This is a genomic window from Tenacibaculum aquimarinum, from assembly GCF_022478115.1.
Classification (GTDB): Bacteria; Bacteroidota; Bacteroidia; order Flavobacteriales; family Flavobacteriaceae; genus Polaribacter; species Polaribacter aquimarinum_A.
In genome coordinates, this window is record NZ_JAKGSC010000009.1 from 49,573 (window position 1) to 68,993 (window position 19,421).

The 19,421-nt window shown below is 30.1% G+C and carries 20 protein-coding genes; 8 read left to right on the top strand and 12 right to left on the bottom strand.

Annotated elements, in window-relative coordinates; translation table 11 throughout:
- The first annotated feature begins 26 nt into the window (after window positions 1–26).
- Complete coding sequence (locus L1S33_RS12665; protein ID WP_240562604.1) at window positions 27–470, top strand: type I restriction enzyme HsdR N-terminal domain-containing protein; 444 nt, start codon at window positions 27–29, stop codon at window positions 468–470.
- 311 nt (window positions 471–781) lie between these two features.
- Window positions 782–1,780, top strand: a complete 999-nt coding sequence (locus tag L1S33_RS12670; RefSeq protein ID WP_240562605.1) for a glycosyltransferase family 2 protein — start codon at window positions 782–784, stop codon at window positions 1,778–1,780.
- On the opposite strand, the gene L1S33_RS12675 is transcribed toward L1S33_RS12670, so the two are convergent.
- The 10 genes from L1S33_RS12675 to L1S33_RS12720 all read right to left on the bottom strand — a co-directional run bounded on the left by L1S33_RS12675 (window position 1,781) and on the right by L1S33_RS12720 (window position 10,014).
- Window positions 1,781–2,260, bottom strand: coding sequence for an SRPBCC family protein (locus L1S33_RS12675; RefSeq protein WP_240562606.1), 480 nt, complete (start codon window positions 2,258–2,260; stop codon window positions 1,781–1,783).
- On the bottom strand, window positions 2,260–2,880 hold the full coding sequence (locus L1S33_RS12680) for an L-threonylcarbamoyladenylate synthase (protein WP_240552529.1): 621 nt from the start codon (window positions 2,878–2,880) through the stop codon (window positions 2,260–2,262). Before L1S33_RS12680 ends, L1S33_RS12675 begins: the two co-directional genes overlap by 1 nt.
- Window positions 2,881–3,049: 169 nt before the next feature.
- Window positions 3,050–3,751, bottom strand: a complete 702-nt coding sequence (locus L1S33_RS12685) for a response regulator transcription factor (protein WP_240552530.1) — start codon at window positions 3,749–3,751, stop codon at window positions 3,050–3,052.
- A 9-nt stretch (window positions 3,752–3,760) separates the two neighbouring features.
- Window positions 3,761–5,332, bottom strand: coding sequence for a sensor histidine kinase (locus L1S33_RS12690; RefSeq protein ID WP_240562607.1), 1,572 nt, complete (start codon window positions 5,330–5,332; stop codon window positions 3,761–3,763).
- Between the two features lie 109 nt (window positions 5,333–5,441).
- Window positions 5,442–6,032, bottom strand: a complete 591-nt coding sequence (gene coaE / locus L1S33_RS12695; RefSeq protein ID WP_262914360.1) for a dephospho-CoA kinase — start codon at window positions 6,030–6,032, stop codon at window positions 5,442–5,444.
- Window positions 6,032–6,970: a CdaR family protein gene (locus L1S33_RS12700; RefSeq protein ID WP_240552532.1), complete on the bottom strand. Its 939-nt coding sequence runs from the start codon at window positions 6,968–6,970 to the stop codon at window positions 6,032–6,034. The genes coaE and L1S33_RS12700 overlap by 1 nt, the downstream gene beginning before the upstream one ends.
- A 71-nt stretch (window positions 6,971–7,041) precedes the next feature.
- Complete coding sequence (gene yajC / locus L1S33_RS12705; RefSeq protein WP_072554625.1) at window positions 7,042–7,356, bottom strand: preprotein translocase subunit YajC; 315 nt, start codon at window positions 7,354–7,356, stop codon at window positions 7,042–7,044.
- Window positions 7,356–7,829: a DUF1573 domain-containing protein gene (locus L1S33_RS12710; protein ID WP_240552533.1), complete on the bottom strand. Its 474-nt coding sequence runs from the start codon at window positions 7,827–7,829 to the stop codon at window positions 7,356–7,358. The genes yajC and L1S33_RS12710 overlap by 1 nt, the downstream gene beginning before the upstream one ends.
- 48 nt (window positions 7,830–7,877) lie before the next feature.
- A complete protein-coding gene (gene nusB, locus L1S33_RS12715) occupies window positions 7,878–8,816 on the bottom strand; it encodes a transcription antitermination factor NusB (protein WP_240562608.1) in 939 nt (312 codons plus the stop codon).
- A gap of 103 nt (window positions 8,817–8,919) precedes the next feature.
- Entirely contained in the window at window positions 8,920–10,014 is a 1,095-nt protein-coding gene (locus tag L1S33_RS12720) for a Glu/Leu/Phe/Val family dehydrogenase (RefSeq protein WP_240562609.1), read from the bottom strand.
- Between the two features lie 232 nt (window positions 10,015–10,246).
- On the opposite strand from L1S33_RS12720, the gene L1S33_RS12725 reads away from it, so the two are divergent.
- Entirely contained in the window at window positions 10,247–12,001 is a 1,755-nt protein-coding gene (locus tag L1S33_RS12725; protein WP_240552536.1) for an ABC transporter ATP-binding protein, read from the top strand.
- Window positions 12,002–12,081: 80 nt separating this feature from the next.
- Window positions 12,082–12,456 (top strand): PUR family DNA/RNA-binding protein, encoded by a 375-nt coding sequence (locus tag L1S33_RS12730; protein ID WP_240552537.1) that lies wholly within the window; start codon window positions 12,082–12,084, stop codon window positions 12,454–12,456.
- A 69-nt stretch (window positions 12,457–12,525) separates the two neighbouring features.
- Here L1S33_RS12730 and L1S33_RS12735 read toward each other — a convergent pair whose 3' ends face one another.
- Window positions 12,526–13,557 (bottom strand): chorismate-binding protein, encoded by a 1,032-nt coding sequence (locus L1S33_RS12735; protein WP_240562610.1) that lies wholly within the window; start codon window positions 13,555–13,557, stop codon window positions 12,526–12,528.
- Window positions 13,558–13,559: 2 nt separating this feature from the next.
- Window positions 13,560–13,979 carry a PaaI family thioesterase gene (locus tag L1S33_RS12740; protein WP_240562611.1) on the bottom strand — a complete coding sequence of 140 codons (420 nt, stop codon included), beginning with the start codon at window positions 13,977–13,979 and terminating at the stop codon, window positions 13,560–13,562.
- A gap of 70 nt (window positions 13,980–14,049) precedes the next feature.
- Between L1S33_RS12740 and L1S33_RS12745 the strand changes: the two genes are divergently transcribed.
- The 4 genes from L1S33_RS12745 to L1S33_RS12760 all read left to right on the top strand — a co-directional run.
- A complete protein-coding gene (locus L1S33_RS12745; protein WP_240552540.1) occupies window positions 14,050–14,541 on the top strand; it encodes a plasmid pRiA4b ORF-3 family protein in 492 nt (163 codons plus the stop codon).
- 84 nt (window positions 14,542–14,625) lie between these two features.
- Window positions 14,626–15,519, top strand: a complete 894-nt coding sequence (locus L1S33_RS12750) for an ABC transporter ATP-binding protein (protein WP_240562612.1) — start codon at window positions 14,626–14,628, stop codon at window positions 15,517–15,519.
- A gap of 69 nt (window positions 15,520–15,588) precedes the next feature.
- A complete protein-coding gene (locus tag L1S33_RS12755; RefSeq protein ID WP_240562613.1) occupies window positions 15,589–16,434 on the top strand; it encodes an ABC transporter permease in 846 nt (281 codons plus the stop codon).
- 48 nt (window positions 16,435–16,482) lie between these two features.
- The coding region (locus L1S33_RS12760) for a PKD domain-containing protein (protein WP_240562614.1) at window positions 16,483–19,421 on the top strand (2,939 nt) is incomplete at its 3' end.

Consider the following 19,421-nt stretch of genomic DNA (forward strand, 5'->3'; position numbering starts at 1 on the left):
AACTGATTTTTAAGTACTTTTGATTAATGCAAAAACTCAATCTTCCTACATATCCGTTTAAGCTCAAAAGTAACGAAAATAAGACGCTTATTTTTGATAAATTGAGAAAAAAAAATGTGGTTTTAACTCCAGAAGAATGGGTGCGTCAACATTTTGTTATGTATCTAATTGAAGAAAAGAAGTATCCAATTTCTTTAATTGCCATAGAAAAACAGTTAACCATTAACAATCGTAAAAAAAGAACCGATATTTTAATTTTTAATGCCCAAGGAAAACCAGATATTATTGTAGAATGCAAGGCGCCAAAAATTAAAATAACACAAGATACTTTTGATCAAATTGCGCGTTATAACTTAAAATTAAATGCCAATTACTTAATTGTAACCAACGGATTGGAGCATTTTTACTGCAAAATGGATTTTGAAAACGAAACTTATATCTTTCTAAAGGAAATACCTAATTACAAATAATTTTTTTTGGGCGTTACCACAAGGGTCGCGCTTTCCACTATATCTTTTTATGCCGAATTTATTTCAGTATCTGTTATTATTTATAGGTGTTTTTATTATTTATGATAGACATTTAAACAAGTTTAGCATAAAAAGGATGCCGTTTCAATCGCTAACGCGTGTACTTGCAATTGCTTGGTACTATTTCTTTTTACCTAAAGAATTCTAATAAAGATTACTACCTCCACAGCAATTACATACGCTAAAAAGCTATTCAATTATTATGAAAAATTTAAACTTTTAAACCGACTTAAAAGCTTAATTTTGCAACCTTGAAAACAGCAATAGTCATATTAAATTGGAATGGAGAAAAACTACTAGAACAGTTTTTACCTTCAATTGTGAATTTTAATTCACCAGAAGCTACTATTTATGTTGCCGACAATGCATCTACCGATAATTCAATTTCTTTTGTAAGAGAAAATTACCCAACCGTAAAAATTGTACAAAACCCAACAAATACAGGTTATGCAAAAGGTTACAACGATGCTTTACAACATATAGATGCAGATATTTATTGCTTAATAAACTCAGATGTAGAAGTTACCAAAAATTGGCTTGCTCCTATTCTACAAGTTTTTAAAGAAGAAGAAAAAACGGCTATTATTCAGCCAAAATTATTAGATTTTAAAGACAAATCTAAATTTGAATATGCTGGCGCAGGTGGCGGTTTTGTAGATTTATATGGTTATCCGTATTGTCGTGGTAGAGTTTTTAATGATTTAGAAACCGACAACGGACAATTCAATGATGTTTCAGAAATTTTCTGGGCTTCTGGAGCTTGTTTTTTCATACGCTCTAAAGTATATCATCAATTAGGTGGTTTCGATGAAGATTATTTTGCACACCAAGAAGAAATTGATTTATGTTGGCGTACACAAAACGAAGGTTTTAACATTAAATATGTTGGAACTTCAAGTGTTTATCATGTTGGTGGCGCAACTTTACAAGAAAGTAATCCGCATAAAACCTACTTAAATTTCAGAAATAGTTTACTAACTGTTGTAAAAAATGTACCTACACAATGGTTTTTATTTGTGGTTTTTTCTCGTTTAATTTTAGACGGAATTGCAGGAATAAAATTCTTATTTGAACTAAGACCAATACACACTTGGGCAATTATAAAAGCGCATTTTAGTTTCTACAAAAACTTTTTTAAATTCTTTAATAAACGTAGAAAATTACAACGTCGTTATGAGTATAACTTACATACTTCTGTGGTTTGGCAATACTTTGGATTGGGAAGAAAGAAATTTAAAGATTTAAAGTAATTATTCTTTTAAAACTAATTTCCACTTTTCAGTTTCCGCAAATTCTTTTATTACCTCGTTTCTTTCAATTAAAAAATTTGTCATGTATTTTTTTAGAAATAGAAAATCGGCTAGTTTTCCTAAAAAACCAAAAGGTGATTTGTATTCAAAGACATCTTTAACTATTACATTACTATCAACTATTTTTAAATAATGTTCATGTCTAAAACTTTTAAAAGCTCCTTTAACCATTTCATCTGCAAAAAAAGTTGGTGATTGATAATCTGTAATAATAGATGTTAATTCTTGAGTAACACCTAAATGTTTTGCTCTCCAAGTAACTGTTTCGCCTAAAGAAATTAAACCAGATGTTTTACCTGCTATTGCTTGCTCATTAGAATTTTTAGTTGATATTTTATGTAAATCTATACTTCTAATTAAATCGAAAACAACTTCGATATTATCAGTTTTTATTAACGTTTCTAATTCAATCTTTGGCATTATAAAATATCTAAACTACCCTTTCCTTCTCTTATAACTTCGGGTTCATCTGTAGTTAAATCTATAACTGTAGATGCGTAATTATCTCCAAAACCACCATCAACAACCAAATCTACTTGCTTTTGCCATTTTTCGAAAATTAATTCTGGATCTGTTGTGTATTCCAACACTTCATCTTCATCATGTATAGATGTTGATACAATTGGGTTTCCTAAAGCTTCAACAATTGCACGTGCAATGTTATTATCTGGAATTCTAATTCCTACTGTTTTTCTTTTTTTGAATACTTTTGGCAACGAATTACTTCCTGGTAAAATAAAAGTATAAGGTCCAGGTAAGGCACGTTTTAAAATTTTATACGTTGCTGTATCTATTTGCTTTACGTAGTCTGAAAGGTGACTTAAATCGTTGCAAATAAATGAAAAGTTTGCTTTTTCTAGCTTTACTCCTTTAATTTTAGCAATCTTTTCTAAGGCTTTTGTACTTGTAATATCGCAACCTAAACCGTAAACCGTATCGGTTGGATAAATTACTAATCCGCCTTTTTGTAGCACTTTTACTACTTTTTCTATTTCCTTAGGGTTAGGATTGTCGTTGTATATTTTTATAAATTCTGCCAAGTTCTAGGTTTTAGTTAAAAGTAAAAACTTTCAGCCTTATATACAAGCTGAAAGTTTCTTTTATTATTATTGACAGTAAAATTGCTTAGCCCCGATTGTAGTGGCATCCTTTTGCTTTTTTTGCAAAAGATATAACGAAAAGCGGGAAATAGCTTCTAAAAAAAGTGTTTTAAGCTTTTTCTACTAATCTAAATCCTTCTCCGTGAATGTTTAAAATCTCCACATTTTCGTCTAGTTTTAAATACTTACGTAGTTTAGCAATGTAAACATCCATACTCCTAGAAGTAAAGTAGTTATCATCTCTCCAAATCTTTGTTAATGCTAATTCTCTTGGCATTAAATCGTTTTTATGGATTGCCAACATACGTAACAATTTACTTTCTTTTGGTGATAGTTTTTGCGGTTCTGCAGTTTCTCCAACAGATAAATGACGCAATTTAGAATTAAAGAAAAATTTACCAATATTGAACTCAAACTGCTCAGTATCTGTACTTGTTTCGTTTTCTTTACGTTGTAAAATTGCTTTAATTTTGTGTAATAAAACTTCAGAATCGAACGGTTTATTTAAATAATCGTCTGCTCCTGCTTGGTAACCTTTTAGTACATCTTCTTTTAGCGTTTTTGCAGTTAAGAAAATAATTGGCACTTCTTTATTGGTTACTCTAATGTCTTTTGCTAATGAAAAACCATCTTTACGAGGCATCATTACATCTAAAATACACAAATCGTAATCTGAGTTTTTAAACATAATTAATCCTTCAATACCATCTTTAGCATGTGTTACATTGTAATCATTTAATGCTAAATAATCTTTTAAAACTGTTCCAAAGTTTGGATCGTCTTCTACTAATAATATTTTTTTAATGCCCATAATATTTGTTTAAATTAATGGTAGTTTTACTGTAAACGTGCTTCCTTTTCCTTTCTCACTTTCCACAAAAACTGTTCCGTGATGGTTTTCTACTATTTCTTTTACGTAGGCTAAACCTAAACCATGGCCTTTTACGTCGTGTATATTACCTTTTTGTTCTCTATAAAATTTATTAAACACATTTTTTTGTGCTTGTTTACTCATTCCTATTCCTTCATCTTTTATTTTAAAAATAAAGAATTTATTAGTGCTTTCTGTTATTACTTCTATTTTAGGTTTGTCTTCGGAATATTTTAATGCATTCTCTAACATATTTACTACAACATTTGTTAAATGAAATTCGTTACCCAACGCTTCTGTTGATATGGCTTTGAATGTTGTTTTAATTGAACCTTTTCTATCTTGCAATAATAAATTTACATGCTCTATTGCGTCTTCTATTATGTCTGTTACATCTACTGCTTCCTTACTAATATCTAACTGATTTTTTTCTAATCTAGATATTCTTAAAACGCTTTCTACCTGACCGTGCATTCTTTTGTTCTCTTCACGAATCATGTTAACATACCTTTTAACCTTGTCTTCGTCATTAATAATCTTTGGATTTTTAATGGCGTCTAATGCTAAATTTATGGTTGCAATAGGTGTTTTAAACTCATGCGTCATGTTATTTATAAAATCAGTTTTTATTTCTGATATTTTCTTTTGACGTATTAATTGATATAATGAACTTGAAAATGCTACTATAATAATAAATATAAAAAATATTGAGAGCAATAAAATTGACATTAAGCCAGATAACAACTCTTTCTTACCTTCTGGAAACGTTACGTATAACTTATAGTTACTGTTTCCATTTTCATCTTCAAAAAGTGGATAATAAAAACCTTCATTTGGCTGAATTTTAAAATAACCTGATTTTAAAGGTGTTGCTAAACCATTATCATAAACTCCATACTTAAATCCTTGTAATATATTACGTTTTGCTAATTCTTCTTGAATAATTGTATTAAGTTCCCTATTTCTTATCCTTTGATGAATAGGCTTTAGATTCTTCATTTGACTAAAAATATTTACAAATTGTTGTCTTTGTAAACTTGAATAATCTTTAAATACACTAAACCTCTTCTCATCTAATATAGGTTTAAACTCTTTACCGTTTTCACTTTTAACCAATTTAGAATGAAATGTATCTTCTTTGCCAGAATATCTTTTTAAAATTACTTCATCATCTCCTAAAAAACCTGCTGGTATTTTAAAATTCTCTTCTAAAATTGTAGCTCCAAAAGTAATTTTTTCTCGACCCATTGTATCTATTTTTTCAAATAGAAAACTTTTCATTTCTGCATCGGTAAAAAACTTATAGTTTTTAAGAAGCATATTATTTTCCTGAATAAATAATGACTCTTCCCTTTCTTTTATACTTTCAGAAACTCCTGCCAAAGCAACTGTAACATCACTCTTAAATTGCTTTTGCTTACTAGCAATTGCATCATTAATCCAATAAACCTGGACAGCAATAATACCTATTAAAGATATGCTCATTAAAGCAACAATAAGAATGAAGATTTTCTTACTCATTATTCAAAATTAGGGCATTAAAAATTAACAAAAATGGTTTTTAACGTTGATTAACAAAAATACTGTAGTTTTAAGAGTATTTTAACAAAAAAAATACATATTTTCTAACCTAAAGTAGGTTTTGTGTTAATTTATTATGGATTTTTAAGACTTTTCCTTTAGTTTCTTCTAAAGAAACATTACAAATAATGTAATTTGATTGTAGTATTTTCTTACTGTCTTTCCATTGATTTTTCATTCTATTTCTCACTTCTTTTTCAGAAGTTTTATCTCTAGAAATAACTCGATTTATCTTTACTTCTTCTGGCGCAGTTACTGTAATTATTTTATCGCAAAATACATCGCTTCCATTTTCAAAAAGAATTGCATTTTCATATAAAATATAATCTTTGTCTATATTATTTTTAATGAAATTTTCTAAATGATTGTATACAACCGGATGTACAATTTCATTTAAAACTGCTAATTTTTCTTTGTTCTTAAAAACAATATTAGCTAAAAAAGGTCTGTTTAATTTATTATTTAGATAAACTTCTTCTCCAAATTCTAAAACAAGTTTTTCTTGTATCACTTTGGAAGTGTTCATTAAGTCTTTAGCTTCTTTGTCTGCAATATAGGTTGCAATGTTACCTAACTCTTTAAAAAGTTTTAAAACGGTAGATTTACCACTTCCAATTCCGCCTGTTATACCAACTACCATTATTTATGTATTAGATATTCAATTTTATCTGGCGTAACTTTTACCGAAGAAACTTCACTTGATTTTATATGGACCTTCGGAATTAAATAAGATAGCTCATTTTCTATTGCTTGTTTATAATCACAAACAACTTCAAAGGAACTTGCTGTTACTTTTCCAAAGTTTTTAAGTCCAACTATATAAGTAACTTTTACTGTTTTGGGAAATGTATTTAATGTAGTGCCAAACGGAACATTTTCAACTTTAAAAGGAACTTCAAAACTACCTTCAGTAAATTTATCTACTTTTCCAGATATAGTAACTGATGTAGCACTAAATTTAGTATTTACAACGTTTGTAGGTAATTTTAACGATACCTTTTTAGAAAAATCTGTATTTAAATTTTCTATTTCAAATGAATTTATTGCAATATCCTGAATACTCTTTAACTGAAATTCTGGTCCAGAAACAGAAATACTATCAGGTTTAATTTCCACTTTTTCAGACAAATTATAACCTGGTAAAAATTGCAAATTTAAATTTGCTATAACCGGAACTTTCTTTGTGGCTAGACTTCCAATTCTTAAAAATATTGTGTCTTGTAAAACACCTTCTAAAGTAAGGCCAGAAGCCAATTGTTTTTGTATCGCTAACTTTTGACTCTCAGGTAAAAGATAAAAATCTGTTGCATTTTTTTGACGCAACTTATCGGTCTTAAGTACTATCTTTTTTGATGAAATATTTGCGGAAAATAATTTAAAACCTGTTGCTTTAACTGCTAGATTTATGTTTTCTTGTGGTTGTTCTTCTAGCAATTTGTTTTGAGGTAATTCTTGGTAAATTACATTATAAGAAACTGAAGAACTGTATTCTTTAGACATGTTAATAAGAAGCCAAATTAATAATGAAGCTACTAAAAATCCAAAAAATGCTTTGGGTATGTTTCTTAAATTTTCCATTTATAGTGCAATCTACATAAAAACAAAAAAGTGAGCAAAAAGCTCACTTTTTTATCAATTTAAAAATTGATTTATTTTTTAACAGCTCCAGAAAAGCGTTTGCTTAATTCCATAGAAATTGCTGAACGTTCAAACTTAATTTTCCCTGCTCCAGTTTCTATAGTTACTGTACCTTCTGCGTCGTTTAAATCCACTATTTTACCGTGAATTCCACTAGAAGTTACAACTTTAGCTCCTCTTCTTATTTCTGCTTGAAATGTTTTCTCTTTTTTTGCTTTATTCATCTGTGGACGAATCATAAAGAAATATAAAACACCAATCATTGCTACAAATGGCAACATACTCATTAAACCACCATTTGCTTGTAAAAATATACTTGCTATCATTATACGCTTGGTGTTTTAGCTTTAGGTGTAACCATTCCTACAATTTTAACAACTTCTCTACCTGTTGCAGTATTTGTAAATAATGTTACAGCTTTAGATTGTCTGTTAGGTTTACCATTAGTATTAAAACTAACTTTAATTTCTGCAGATTCTCCTGGAGCAACTGGCTCTTTTGGCCAAACAGGAACCGTACAACCACAAGTTGCCGTTGCGTTAGTTATTACTAAATCAGATTTACCCGTGTTTGTTACTACAAATGAAGTTTGTACTACTTCTCCTTCATTTACAGTTCCAAAATCGTGCTCTAATCTATCAAAAGCTACAACTGGTGCACCTTTACTTATATCGTTATCTCTTTTTTGAGCGTTTACAACGTTTTCTTGTTTTACTTTAGATGCTGCATTAGTTTCTTTACATGAAACAAAAACTCCTGCTGTTAATACAAATGCTATTGCTACTATTGCTTTTTTCATTATATAAATATTTATTTTAGTGTGATAAAATTACTAAATTATTTTGAACTACATTAATCCTCTTCCCATTTTAACCATTTTTTTTGTGGCTAAATAGTCTTTAGATAATTTGTCTAAAACACCGTTTATAAAGTAACCACTTTTTTCGGTTGAATAATCTTTGGCTAGTTCTATATACTCGTTTATTGAAACTCTACTTGGTATTGATGGAAAATGCAAAAACTCTGTAATTGCCATTTTTATTAAAATCATATCGATTCCTGCAATTCTATCGCTTTCCCAGTTTGGTGTTTTATCTTTTATATCATCTTGATATTTATGATGATTTAAAATTGCTTTTTTAAATAATTGAGAAACAAAATCTTCATCATCTTGGTCTTTATACAACTTCCCTAATTGAAAAGCTCTACCTTCTTTTTGTTTGTTTAGAGATTTAAGAACCCATGTGTTTACAAACGGAATATCATCTACCCAAGAAATCATGGTGTCTTCGTAATAATCTGCTAATTTTTCATTTGGTGCAATAATCTCTCTATAGAAATCGATTGCAAAACTTCGGTCTACATTAAATGAATCTTCAACAGTATTAATGTACTTAGTATACAAATCAGAGTTTTGTAACTCTTCCCAAATAATCTTTACATACTCATCATCTAATTCCCAATTATTAAGACCGTTAAGTTCTTTATAACCATCAAAAGATACACTTTCAGTAATTGAATTAATTACCCTGTTGTTTATAAATTTTGTGTTTGGATTTAAATCGTCCTTAGTTGCTAAGATTTTCTTTTTTGCAAGTTCAATTTTTTTATGTGCTAACTTTTGTACTTCAACCATAAGTTGAATTTGTAACACATATAAATCAAACATTTTTTGAATGCTGAATTTTAAGAATTTCTCTTCCTTAATTAAATCGTCGCTATTAGATTGTTGCATCGCATACATCGATTGCATTACTTTAACGCGAATATGTCTTCTATTAATCATTATAAAGAACTGAACTAGGTTTAAAAAAAGCGCATTAGAATTATTTCTAATGCGCTACAAAAATATGGGTTTTTTATGATTGAATTATAAAGAAATCGATAATTTATTTCGATTCTTTTCTAGTATCAATTCTTTTCTGTGCAATATTAAAAGCTGCACCATGTGTTGTTATATTTTCTTTTTCTGATAAGTTGAAGATTTCTAACGTTGTATTGTAAATATTTTCAGTTTTTTTAGTGATTTCGTCTCTTCCGTAACCTTCTAATTCTGCATAAACATTTATAATTCCACCAGCATTAATTAAAAAGTCTGGCGCATATGCAATTCCTTTTTCTTTTAATAACCTTCCGTGTTTTAACTCATCTGCTAATTGATTATTAGCAGCTCCAGCAATTACTTGTGCTTTAATTTGGTCTATAGTTACATCATTTATTGTTGCTCCCATTGCACAAGGTGCGTAAATATCTACATCCAAACCGTAAATGTCGTTTCCTAAAACTACATTAGCTCCGTATTTTTTACTTAACTCTTCTAAACGAGCTTCGTTTATATCATTAATTATTACTTGTGCTCCTTCATCAGTAATGTGTTTTACTAAAGTTTCTCCAACATGACCAACTCCTTGAACAAGTACTTTTTTTCCATCTAAATTTTCTGATCCGAATTTATATTTAGCAGCAGCTTTCATTCCCATATAAACACCATAAGCAGTTACAGGTGAAGGATTTCCTGCTCCTCCAATACTTTCAGAAACACCAGTTACATGAGGTGTTACTTCTCTAATAACATCCATATCGCTAGTTTCCATTCCCATATCTTCTGCGGTAATATATTTACCACTTAAAGAATGCACAAACTCACCAAAACGACGCATTAATTTGTCATTTTTCTGTGTTTTAGCATCGCCAATAATTACAGCTTTTCCTCCTCCAAGGTTTAATCCGGTAATTGCAGCTTTATAAGTCATTCCTCTAGATAAACGCAACACATCATTTAATGCATCCCATTCACTATTATATTGCCACATTCTAGTTCCACCTAAAGCAGGACCTAAAACAGTATTATGTATACCAATTATTGCTTTTAATCCTGTATCTTTGTCATTACAAAAAACAATTTGTTCATGATTGTTAAACGAAAGTTGACCAAAAACCGGATCGTTTTTTAAGTCTTTTGTATCAATAATTTCTGACGTCATTTTTATAAGTTTAAGTTTACTGTTTTATTTTTAATATTCGTAAAATATTATCAACAATGATACGATATTAATAAAACACATGCAAAAAAACAACTAATAATTATCATATATTTAACAACGGAGTATTTCAAAATATCATTTAAAACACCAATATTTAACATAAATATTAAGGTTTAATATACTATTTTTGTAAACTGACATACGTTAAATAATAAATTAAATATTCTACTAATTGAAAGCACTTCAATACCTAAACAAATACTTTTTAAAATATAAATGGCGCTTATTATTAGGAATAATAATAACCTTTTTATCAAAAATATTAGCCTTAGAAATACCTAGAATAATTAGCAACTCTTTAAATGCAGTTGAAGATTACCAAACAGGAAAAATAACAGACCTAGAAGTTGTAAAAACAGAACTACTTAACAATGTTCTACTTATTATTGGTATTGCTCTTTTATCTGGATTTTTTACATTTTTAATGAGACAAACCATAATTGTTATGTCTCGTTTAATTGAATTCGATTTAAAAAACGAAATCTACCAACAATACCAACGTTTATCTATAAACTTTTATAAGAAAAATAGAACAGGAGATTTAATGAACCGAATTAGCGAAGATGTCTCTAAAGTTCGTATGTATTTTGGGCCTGCAATTATGTATACATTAAATATGATTATTCTATTTATTGTAGGTTTTCAGCAAATGTATGCAATGGCACCAACGCTTACTATGTATACGTTAATTCCGTTTCCGCTTTTATCCGTTTCAGTTTTTTTAATAAGTAAAGTTATTAATATAAGAAGTACAGTTGTACAACAATACTTATCTAAGTTAACAACCTTTAATCAAGAGTTTTTCTCTGGAATAAATGTGGTAAAATCTTACGGAATAGAATCTGCAGTTATTAAAAATTTTGACGCTTTAGCGGACCAAAGTAAAGAGAAAAACATATCCTTATATAAAGTACAAGCACTCTTTTTCCCTTTAATGGTTTTATTAATAGGCGTTAGTAACTTAATTGTAATTTATATTGGAGGAAAACAATATATTGATGGTGAAATACAGATTGGAGTAATTGCTGCCTTTGTTTTATATGTAAATATTTTAACGTGGCCAGTTGCAATTGTTGGTTGGGTAACCTCTATGGTACAGCAAGCTGAAGCTTCTCAACAACGAATAAACGAGTTTTTAGAACAAGTACCAGAAATTAAAAACAACACAACAAAGAGAACCGAAGTTAAAGGTAATATTGAATTTAAAAATGTAACCTTAACCTATGATGACACAGATATTACAGCGTTAAAAGATGTAAGTTTTACTGTGAAATCTGGAGAAACTGTTGCCATTCTTGGTAATACGGGAAGCGGAAAATCTTCAATAGTAAATTTAGTTTCTCGCTTATACGACACAACTGAAGGAAGTGTTTTATTAGACAACACACCAATAGAAGATTGTAATTTAGATGATGTTCGTAATCAAATTGGATTTGTACCTCAAGATCCTTTTCTGTTTTCTGATACAATTGAAAACAATATTAAATTCGGAAAAGAAGACGCCACAGAAGAAGAGATAATTGAAGCTGCAAAAAATGCTGTAATTCATGACAACATTATCGAATTTAAAGATGGTTATAAAACTATTTTAGGCGAACGTGGTGTTACACTTTCTGGCGGACAAAAGCAAAGAACCTCTATTGCTAGAGCAATTATTAAGAATCCTAAAATTTTAGTTTTTGACGATTGTTTATCTGCTGTAGACACAGAAACAGAAGAAAAAATATTATCTAACTTAGAAAAAGTATCTAAAAACAAAACCACTTTTATTATTAGTCACCGAGTTTCTTCAGCAAAAAACGCTGATAAAATTATAGTTTTGGATGAAGGGAAAATCGTTCAACAAGGAACTCATAATCAACTAATAACAAAAGCCGGATATTACAAAGAGCTGTACGAACAACAACTTTTAGAAAAAGAAATTTAATCTTTAACATTGCTAAATAAAATATTTTATTAGATTTGTTTTAGTAAACTACAATAAATAACTACTATTTTAAGAAAATTATGAGCGAGAGAGTTGAACAAGAAGAGATCTTTTCACAGGTATTAAGAGCAGGACGTAGAACGTATTTTTTTGATGTAAGAGCAACAAAAGCAGACGACTATTATTTAACAGTTACAGAAAGTAAAAAGTTTACACATGATGATGGTTCTTTCCATTATCAAAAACATAAAATTTATTTATATAAAGAAGATTTTTCTGACTTTACAGAAATGCTACAAAAAGCAACTGATTTTATTGTAAATGAAAAAGGTAGCGAAGTAATTAGCGAGCGCCACCAAAAAGACTTTAAGAAAGAAGAAGAAACTACCGAAACTATTGAAGAAACAACTGCTTCTACAGAAAGTTTTACAGATGTTTCTTTTGATGATATTTAAAAAACTTTTAATTCAAGTTTATTTTACACAGAAAAGGCCACTAGCAATTTGTTAGTGGTTTTTTTTAATTTACAAAACCTTTTTCATAACCCTTGTTTTAGCAACGGTTTCCTCCCACTCTTTTAAAGGATTACTATTTTTTGTAATTCCACCACCAACATAAATATGTGCGTTTTCACCTACAATTTCCATACAACGTAGATTTACATAAAAATTAGAGTTTATGTTAATTTCACCAAGAAAACCAGTATAAAAACTACGCTTATAATTTTCATTCTCTAAAATAAAATCTCTAGACATATCTAAAGGCAAACCACAAACCGCAGGTGTTGGATGCAATTTAGAAATTAGTTCTAAGCTATTAGTTTTAAACTCTCCAGAAATTTTAGTTTTTAAATGCAGTAAATTTCCTGCTTTTATAGTTTCTGTTTTTGATGCTGATATGTTTTTTACTGTAGCTTTTAAATTACCAACTATATAATCTGTAACAAACTGTTGTTCTTCAATTTCTTTTTGCTGCCAAGTAACATTTATTGTTCCGTTATAGGTCTGTGTTCCAGCTAACGACATGGTTTCAAACTCATTCCCTTTAACTTTTAATAGCGTTTCTGGTGTTGCACCAAACCACAAACCAACTTTTGGATGAAACCAAACATACACCATTGCATTTGTGTATAAATTTAGTAACTTGTCAAAAACTGTAATCAAATCAAAATCAACCAATTGAACCAATTCTTTTCTAGATACAACTACTTTTTTAAATTCATTATTATTAATTGCACTAATAGCCTTCTCAACAAGCTCAATATGGTTTTCCTTTGAAGAAAAATCATCTGAAAAATGATTTTTAAAAGTTAGTTCTTCATTAATAACAAATTCTTCAGTTATAAATTCTGAATATTTTTCAGGAATTAAAATCGCTTTTTCTTTCCCTTCAAATGGAGCAAAAACAAATCCGTATTCTGTAAGTTTATCAGCAAAAAATAATTTATCCGTTTCTTGTAAATAAGCAGAAATAAAAGTTTCGTTTGGTTTTTTATAAGCTACAAACGGAAGTTGCTTTTTAAACTGTGCTTCAATATTTTTAAAAATACTATTCAATATTAAGCCTTTTTATCCAATACAATATTGGTTAGTTTACAAATTGAAATAAGATTTCCTTCTTCATCTTCGACTCTAATTTCCCAAAGATGTGTTGTTCTACCTTGGTGTATTGCTTTTGCCGTTGCAAAAACAGTTCCTTCACGTATACTTTTTATATGATTGATACTTAGTTCAATTCCATTAATAAGCTTAGTTGGATCATTTAAAAAATATGCAGAAGCACAACTACCCACAGTTTCTGCAATTGCCGCTGTTGCTCCTCCATGCATTATTCCGTAAGGTTGATGCACTTTAGATGTTACTGGCATTTTTGCCGTTAAAAAATCGTCACCAACGGCTACAAACTCAATATCAAGCGTTTCCATTAGTGTATTTTTATTAAATGAATTTAATTTCTGAAGGATTTTATTTGTATCCATTTTTTGAAAGTTTGAGAAGTAAAAATACGTAATAATTGCGTACTTTTGCATAGAATTTCAAACATAAATAATGTATAAAATCCGCGTAATTTTAGATACTAAAGAAGACGTAATTCGTACTTTTTTAATTGATAAAAATGTAACTCTAGAAAAATTACACACAACAATTGCTAAAGCCTTTGGTTTTGGTGGTCAAGAAATGGCGTCTTTTTACAGAACAGATAATGAATGGAACCAAGGCGAAGAAATTCCGTTATTTAATATGGATGAAATTGGCGAAGGTATTTCTATGGCTACAGAAATTTTACACGAAACACTTACCCAAGAAAGTGATAAGTTAATTTATGTGTACGATTTCTTAAACATGTGGACTTTTTATGTGGAAGTTATTGAGATTTCTGATGAAATAATTTCTGAAACCAAACTTATCTTAACTGTTGGTGAAATTCCTTCAGAAGCACCTGAAAAAGAATTCAAAGCTGAAGACTTAAATGCCAATTCAGATGATGATTTTGAAGATCCATTTGATGATATAGACGATTATGATTTTTATCAGAATTAAAAAGTCTACAAAACTATTTTAATAAAACTCCGTAACAAATTTGTAAATTGTTCGTCGTATAAACAATCGACTAAAACAATTTCTTTGGAAACAATCTTATCTTTAAAAAATCTCGACAAAAAGTTCGGGAGCGTTCACGCAGTAAATAACCTTTCTTTTGATATTCAAAAAGGAAATGTTTACGGAATCTTAGGGCCTAACGGAAGTGGAAAATCTACAACATTAGGTATTATTTTAAACGTTGTTAATAGAACTTCGGGAGATTTTTCTTGGTTCGACGGAACGTTATCTACACACGAAGCCTTAAAAAAAGTTGGTGCAATTATAGAGCGACCAAACTTTTACCCATACATGACTGCAACGCAAAACTTGCAATTAATTTGTAAAATTAAAGGTGTCTCTTATGATAAAATTGATGAAAAACTAAAAACTGTAAACTTGTTTGAACGTAAAAACAGCAAGTTTAAAACCTATTCTTTGGGTATGAAACAGCGTTTGGCAATTGCATCAGCATTACTAAACGATCCAGAAATTTTAATTTTAGACGAACCTACTAATGGTTTAGATCCTCAAGGAATTCATGAAATTAGACAAATAATTCAAAAAATTGCAGGTAATGGAACTACCATTTTACTAGCTTCTCACCTACTCGATGAAGTAGAAAAAGTTTGTAGCCACGTTGTTGTAATTAGAAACGGAGTAAAATTGTACAGCGGAAGAGTTGATGAAATGACAGCTTCTAACGGTTTGTTTGAACTTAAAGTAGATGGAGATGAAACTTTATTAAATGAGATTCTCGCCAATCACCCAGCAATAGGAAGTGTTAAAAAAGACCACGATTTAATTATAGCCAACTTAACAACAGAAATTTCTGCATCAGAACTAAATAGTTTCTTGTTTCAAAAAGGAATTTCAATCTCGCACTTGGTAAAACGTAAACCAAGTTTAGAACAACAATTCTTAGACTTAACAAGCTAATTTTAAATCAAAAAAACTGAATATCAGTTCGAGTAAAGTCGAGAACCAATTCAACCTAAAACTAAACACATGTTTCGATTACTTAATATAGAATTTCATAAATTAAAACACAACAGGGCAAGTAGAGTTTTGTCTATTATTTATTTTGGGCTGCTTACTTCCATTGCATTAATAGCAGCAATACGCTTTAACATTTTTGGGGAAACCATTCATTTAGCAGACCAAGGGATTTTTAATTTTCCATACATCTGGCATTTTAACACCTACGTTGCAGCAACAATGAAATTCTTTTTACTACTTGTTATTGTATCAATGATGGCTAATGAATACAGTAATAAAACATTGAAACAAAACCTTATTGATGGTTTAAGTAAAAAAGAATTCATCTTATCAAAATTCTATACAGTCATCGCTTTTGCACTAATTTCTACAGTTTTTGTTTTTGTAGTTTCATTAATTTTAGGCTTAATTTACTCTGATTATAACGAAATCGGAATCATTTTTTCCGATTTAGACTATATTTTAGCATTTTTTGTAAAACTTGTTGGTTTTTTCTCTTTTGGATTATTTTTAGGGATCTTAGTAAAAAGATCTGCTTTTGCCGTTGGAGCCATGTTTATTTGGTTAATTATAGAAAACATGTTTAGAGGCTTTTTATACTACTCGTTTAGAGGAATCAAAAACGCCTCAGAGAGTATTGATCCAATTATGCAATTTCTCCCATTAGAATCTATGACTAATTTAATAAAAGAACCTGGTAGTAGATTAGGTGCCGTAAGAACTATGGCAGAAAAAGTTGGAAGTGGTTTTAGTAAGGATTATGATGTGCAATTTTTAGATATTGCAATAGTTTGTACATGGACTTTTATCTTTATTTATCTCTCATATGCACTGTTAAAAAAGAGAGATTTGTAATACTTTTTTATTAAATTTGAGGTTTACACAAGAAACTATCACATTAGGATGAAAAAATTACTACCTCTTATATTTTTATTTTTAACATTTAATTTATTTGCACAAAAAGAAGCAAACTTCTGGTACTTTGGTAGAAATGCTGCATTAGATTTTAATTCAGGAACTCCAATTCCAGTTACAGGTAGCGAATTAAACACATTTGAAGGTTGTTCTTCTTTTTCAGGTGCTAATGGAGACTTACTTTTTTATGTCGGAGCTCCAAATCAAAATGATAGAAGCTTAACCGTTTGGGGAGCAGATAATAACCCAATGCCTAACGGTACTGGTTTAAGAGGAGATTCCTCTAGTTCGCAATCTGCGCTAACAATTCCTGCTCCAGGAAGACCTGATGTTTATTACCTATTCACAGTTGGAACTACAGCTACGGGAAGCTCTGGAGGTGGAATCGCTGGTTTTTTCTATTATGAAATCGATATGACTCAAAATGGTGGTCTTGGTGATGTTGTATTAGGACCAATTAATCTTTCTGACGGTTTGGATAATGTTTGGACTGAAAAAGTTACTGCAGTAAGAGCTGATGAATGTGATACTTTTTGGGTAATTTCTTTATCTGAAAATAATACTAGTAATACTGGTAACGGAACCTTTTATTCTTACAAAGTAAACGCTAGTGGAGTTGTTATTTCAACTCCAGTAATTAGCATAATATCAGGTTTAAGTATTAATGACGTTAGAGGCTACATGAAAGTTAGCCCAGATGGTAAAACTTTGGTTTCTGCTAATATGAATTCCGGAACTTTTATTTTTGATTTTGATGATGCTACAGGTGTTGTAAGTAATTATAAAGGAACTTCAAGTCCACAACAATTAAATTTAAACTCCAATACAGCATATGGGGCTGAATTTTCAATTTCTAGTAATGTTCTTTATGTATCGACCGGAAATAGTAGTAACACAACTGAAAACTTATATCAATATGACTTATTACAACCAACACTAAATGATATAAATAACTCTAGATTTACGGTTCATTCATATTCTAACTCCCGAGGCGCTTTACAATTAGCACCAGATAGTAAAATATATTGGGCAAGTAATAATTCTTCAAGCATAAGTGTTATTAATAACCCAGAAGAATTAGGTGTAGCAGCTAACTATTCTCATCAATCTGTAAATCTTGGAGGAGCAATTTCATCTCAAGGATTACCTCCTTTTTTATCCTCATTATTATTACCTATAGAGCTTACAGATTCTGGAACTAATCAAGTAATAAACAACCAAACGGTACAGTACTGCTTACTAGAAGATGTAATAATACAACCAGAACCCGTAACTGCTCAAACAGGAACAACGATAGATTATGAATGGACTTTTGACGACGGTGCAACTAACTCTGTAGTTTCAACTACAACCGATTTAACCCTAAATAACATTCAGTTTAATAATGCTGGAGATTACACCTTAACCGTTACACTTACAGATGAATGTGGGAACCCAACTATACTTTCAGGTACTTTTACAGTTGAAGTGTACAACAATCTTACTCCTGTAGCTCCTACCGACATTAATTTTTGTGATGTTGATGGAGATGGTTTACATGCTTTCGACTTTCAAACAGATTTAACACCAACAATTTTAAATGGTCAAGATCCAACAATTGTTGAAGTAGTTTATTACCCCACAGAAAACGATGCAATTAACAATACAAGACCAAACCGTTTAGAAAACCCATTTACACCTACTACTCCTTTTTATGATGGACCTATTTGGGTTAGAGTACATAATCAGAGAGCTCCAAATGCTTGTAATGAAATTTATTCTTTCAACTTACAAATTACCGGAGAACCTGTTGCGCAAACACCAGATGATATTATTTTTTGTGATGGTGATGGAACAGATAGTGTAGATAATGATGGTTTATATGATAACTTTATATTAAACACCAGAGATGCACAAATTTTAGGTGCTTTAAGTGCTACGCAATATACTGTTTCATATCACATCTCTTTAACTGATGCACAAACTAGCGCAACAACAAATGCCATTGATAAAAACACAAATTATCAAAGTGGAAACGATGTTATTTTTGTTAGAGTAGAAAATGTAGACAATGCAAATTGTAATGATACTTCTCAAAGTTTTGAGTTAATAGTAAATCCTTTACCAACACCTGTAGATGTTACAATATTACAATGTGATGATGATGCAGATTTAGTTGCAGACATTAACTTAACATTAGAGCAAGAAAACATTTCTACAAACCATACAAACGAAACATTTGAATATTTTACTACACAAGCTGAAGCAATTGCCGGAACACCAGTTATAGCTAATCCTATTGCATATAACGCAAGTAACGGAGATCAAGTTTGGGTAAGAACAATATCTACTGAAGATTGTTATAGAATTACAACAATAGACATTATTATTTCTTTTGCAGCAGATGTTCCTTACAATAGAACATTTATTCAGTGTGATGACTTTTTAGATTTTGACGGAAATGATACTCCTGGATCTAACGATGACACAGACGGTATATCTACCTTTGACTTTTCTGAAGCAACTACAGATATTCTTGCAGATCCATCTTTGGCTGGTGCATTAAATTTAGATGTAAAATATTTTGAAACAATTGCAGATAGAGCTTCAGAGATAAATGAAATTCTAGACATTTCTAATCATAGAAATAATAATGATCCATCTTATGCGAATTTACAAACCATTTATGCTAAAATTATAAATACGGTTAATAACGATTGTACTGGTCTTGCTGAGCTTACTTTACAAACAACTCCGGTTCCAGTAGCAAATGATATTAATCCTGATAATGAATATGAATTATGTGATGATTTTGTAGATGGAGATGGCTCTAACGGAGTTATACAATCTTTCGATTTAGAAAGCCAAACCGCAGCTATTTTAGGTTCTCAAGATCCTTTAGCTTACACAGTAACCTACCATGATTCTTCTAGCGATGCTACTTCTGG

What these genes read in the sequence shown, in the direction of transcription:
- L1S33_RS12665 (WP_240562604.1), top strand. Translation starts at nt 27, where the DNA reads ATGCAAAAACTCAATCTTCCTACATATCCGTTTAAGCTCAAAAGTAAC.
- L1S33_RS12675 (WP_240562606.1), bottom strand. Translation starts at nt 2,260, where the DNA reads ATGCCAAAGATTGAATTAGAAACGTTAATAAAAACTGATAATATCGAA.
- L1S33_RS12685 (WP_240552530.1), bottom strand. Translation starts at nt 3,751, where the DNA reads ATGGGCATTAAAAAAATATTATTAGTAGAAGACGATCCAAACTTTGGA.
- L1S33_RS12690 (WP_240562607.1), bottom strand. Translation starts at nt 5,332, where the DNA reads ATGAGTAAGAAAATCTTCATTCTTATTGTTGCTTTAATGAGCATATCT.
- coaE (WP_262914360.1), bottom strand. Translation starts at nt 6,032, where the DNA reads ATGGTAGTTGGTATAACAGGCGGAATTGGAAGTGGTAAATCTACCGTT.
- L1S33_RS12700 (WP_240552532.1), bottom strand. Translation starts at nt 6,970, where the DNA reads ATGGAAAATTTAAGAAACATACCCAAAGCATTTTTTGGATTTTTAGTA.
- yajC (WP_072554625.1), bottom strand. Translation starts at nt 7,356, where the DNA reads ATGATAGCAAGTATATTTTTACAAGCAAATGGTGGTTTAATGAGTATG.
- L1S33_RS12710 (WP_240552533.1), bottom strand. Translation starts at nt 7,829, where the DNA reads ATGAAAAAAGCAATAGTAGCAATAGCATTTGTATTAACAGCAGGAGTT.
- nusB (WP_240562608.1), bottom strand. Translation starts at nt 8,816, where the DNA reads ATGATTAATAGAAGACATATTCGCGTTAAAGTAATGCAATCGATGTAT.
- L1S33_RS12720 (WP_240562609.1), bottom strand. Translation starts at nt 10,014, where the DNA reads ATGACGTCAGAAATTATTGATACAAAAGACTTAAAAAACGATCCGGTT.
- L1S33_RS12730 (WP_240552537.1), top strand. Translation starts at nt 12,082, where the DNA reads ATGAGCGAGAGAGTTGAACAAGAAGAGATCTTTTCACAGGTATTAAGA.
- L1S33_RS12740 (WP_240562611.1), bottom strand. Translation starts at nt 13,979, where the DNA reads ATGGATACAAATAAAATCCTTCAGAAATTAAATTCATTTAATAAAAAT.
- L1S33_RS12745 (WP_240552540.1), top strand. Translation starts at nt 14,050, where the DNA reads ATGTATAAAATCCGCGTAATTTTAGATACTAAAGAAGACGTAATTCGT.
- L1S33_RS12755 (WP_240562613.1), top strand. Translation starts at nt 15,589, where the DNA reads ATGTTTCGATTACTTAATATAGAATTTCATAAATTAAAACACAACAGG.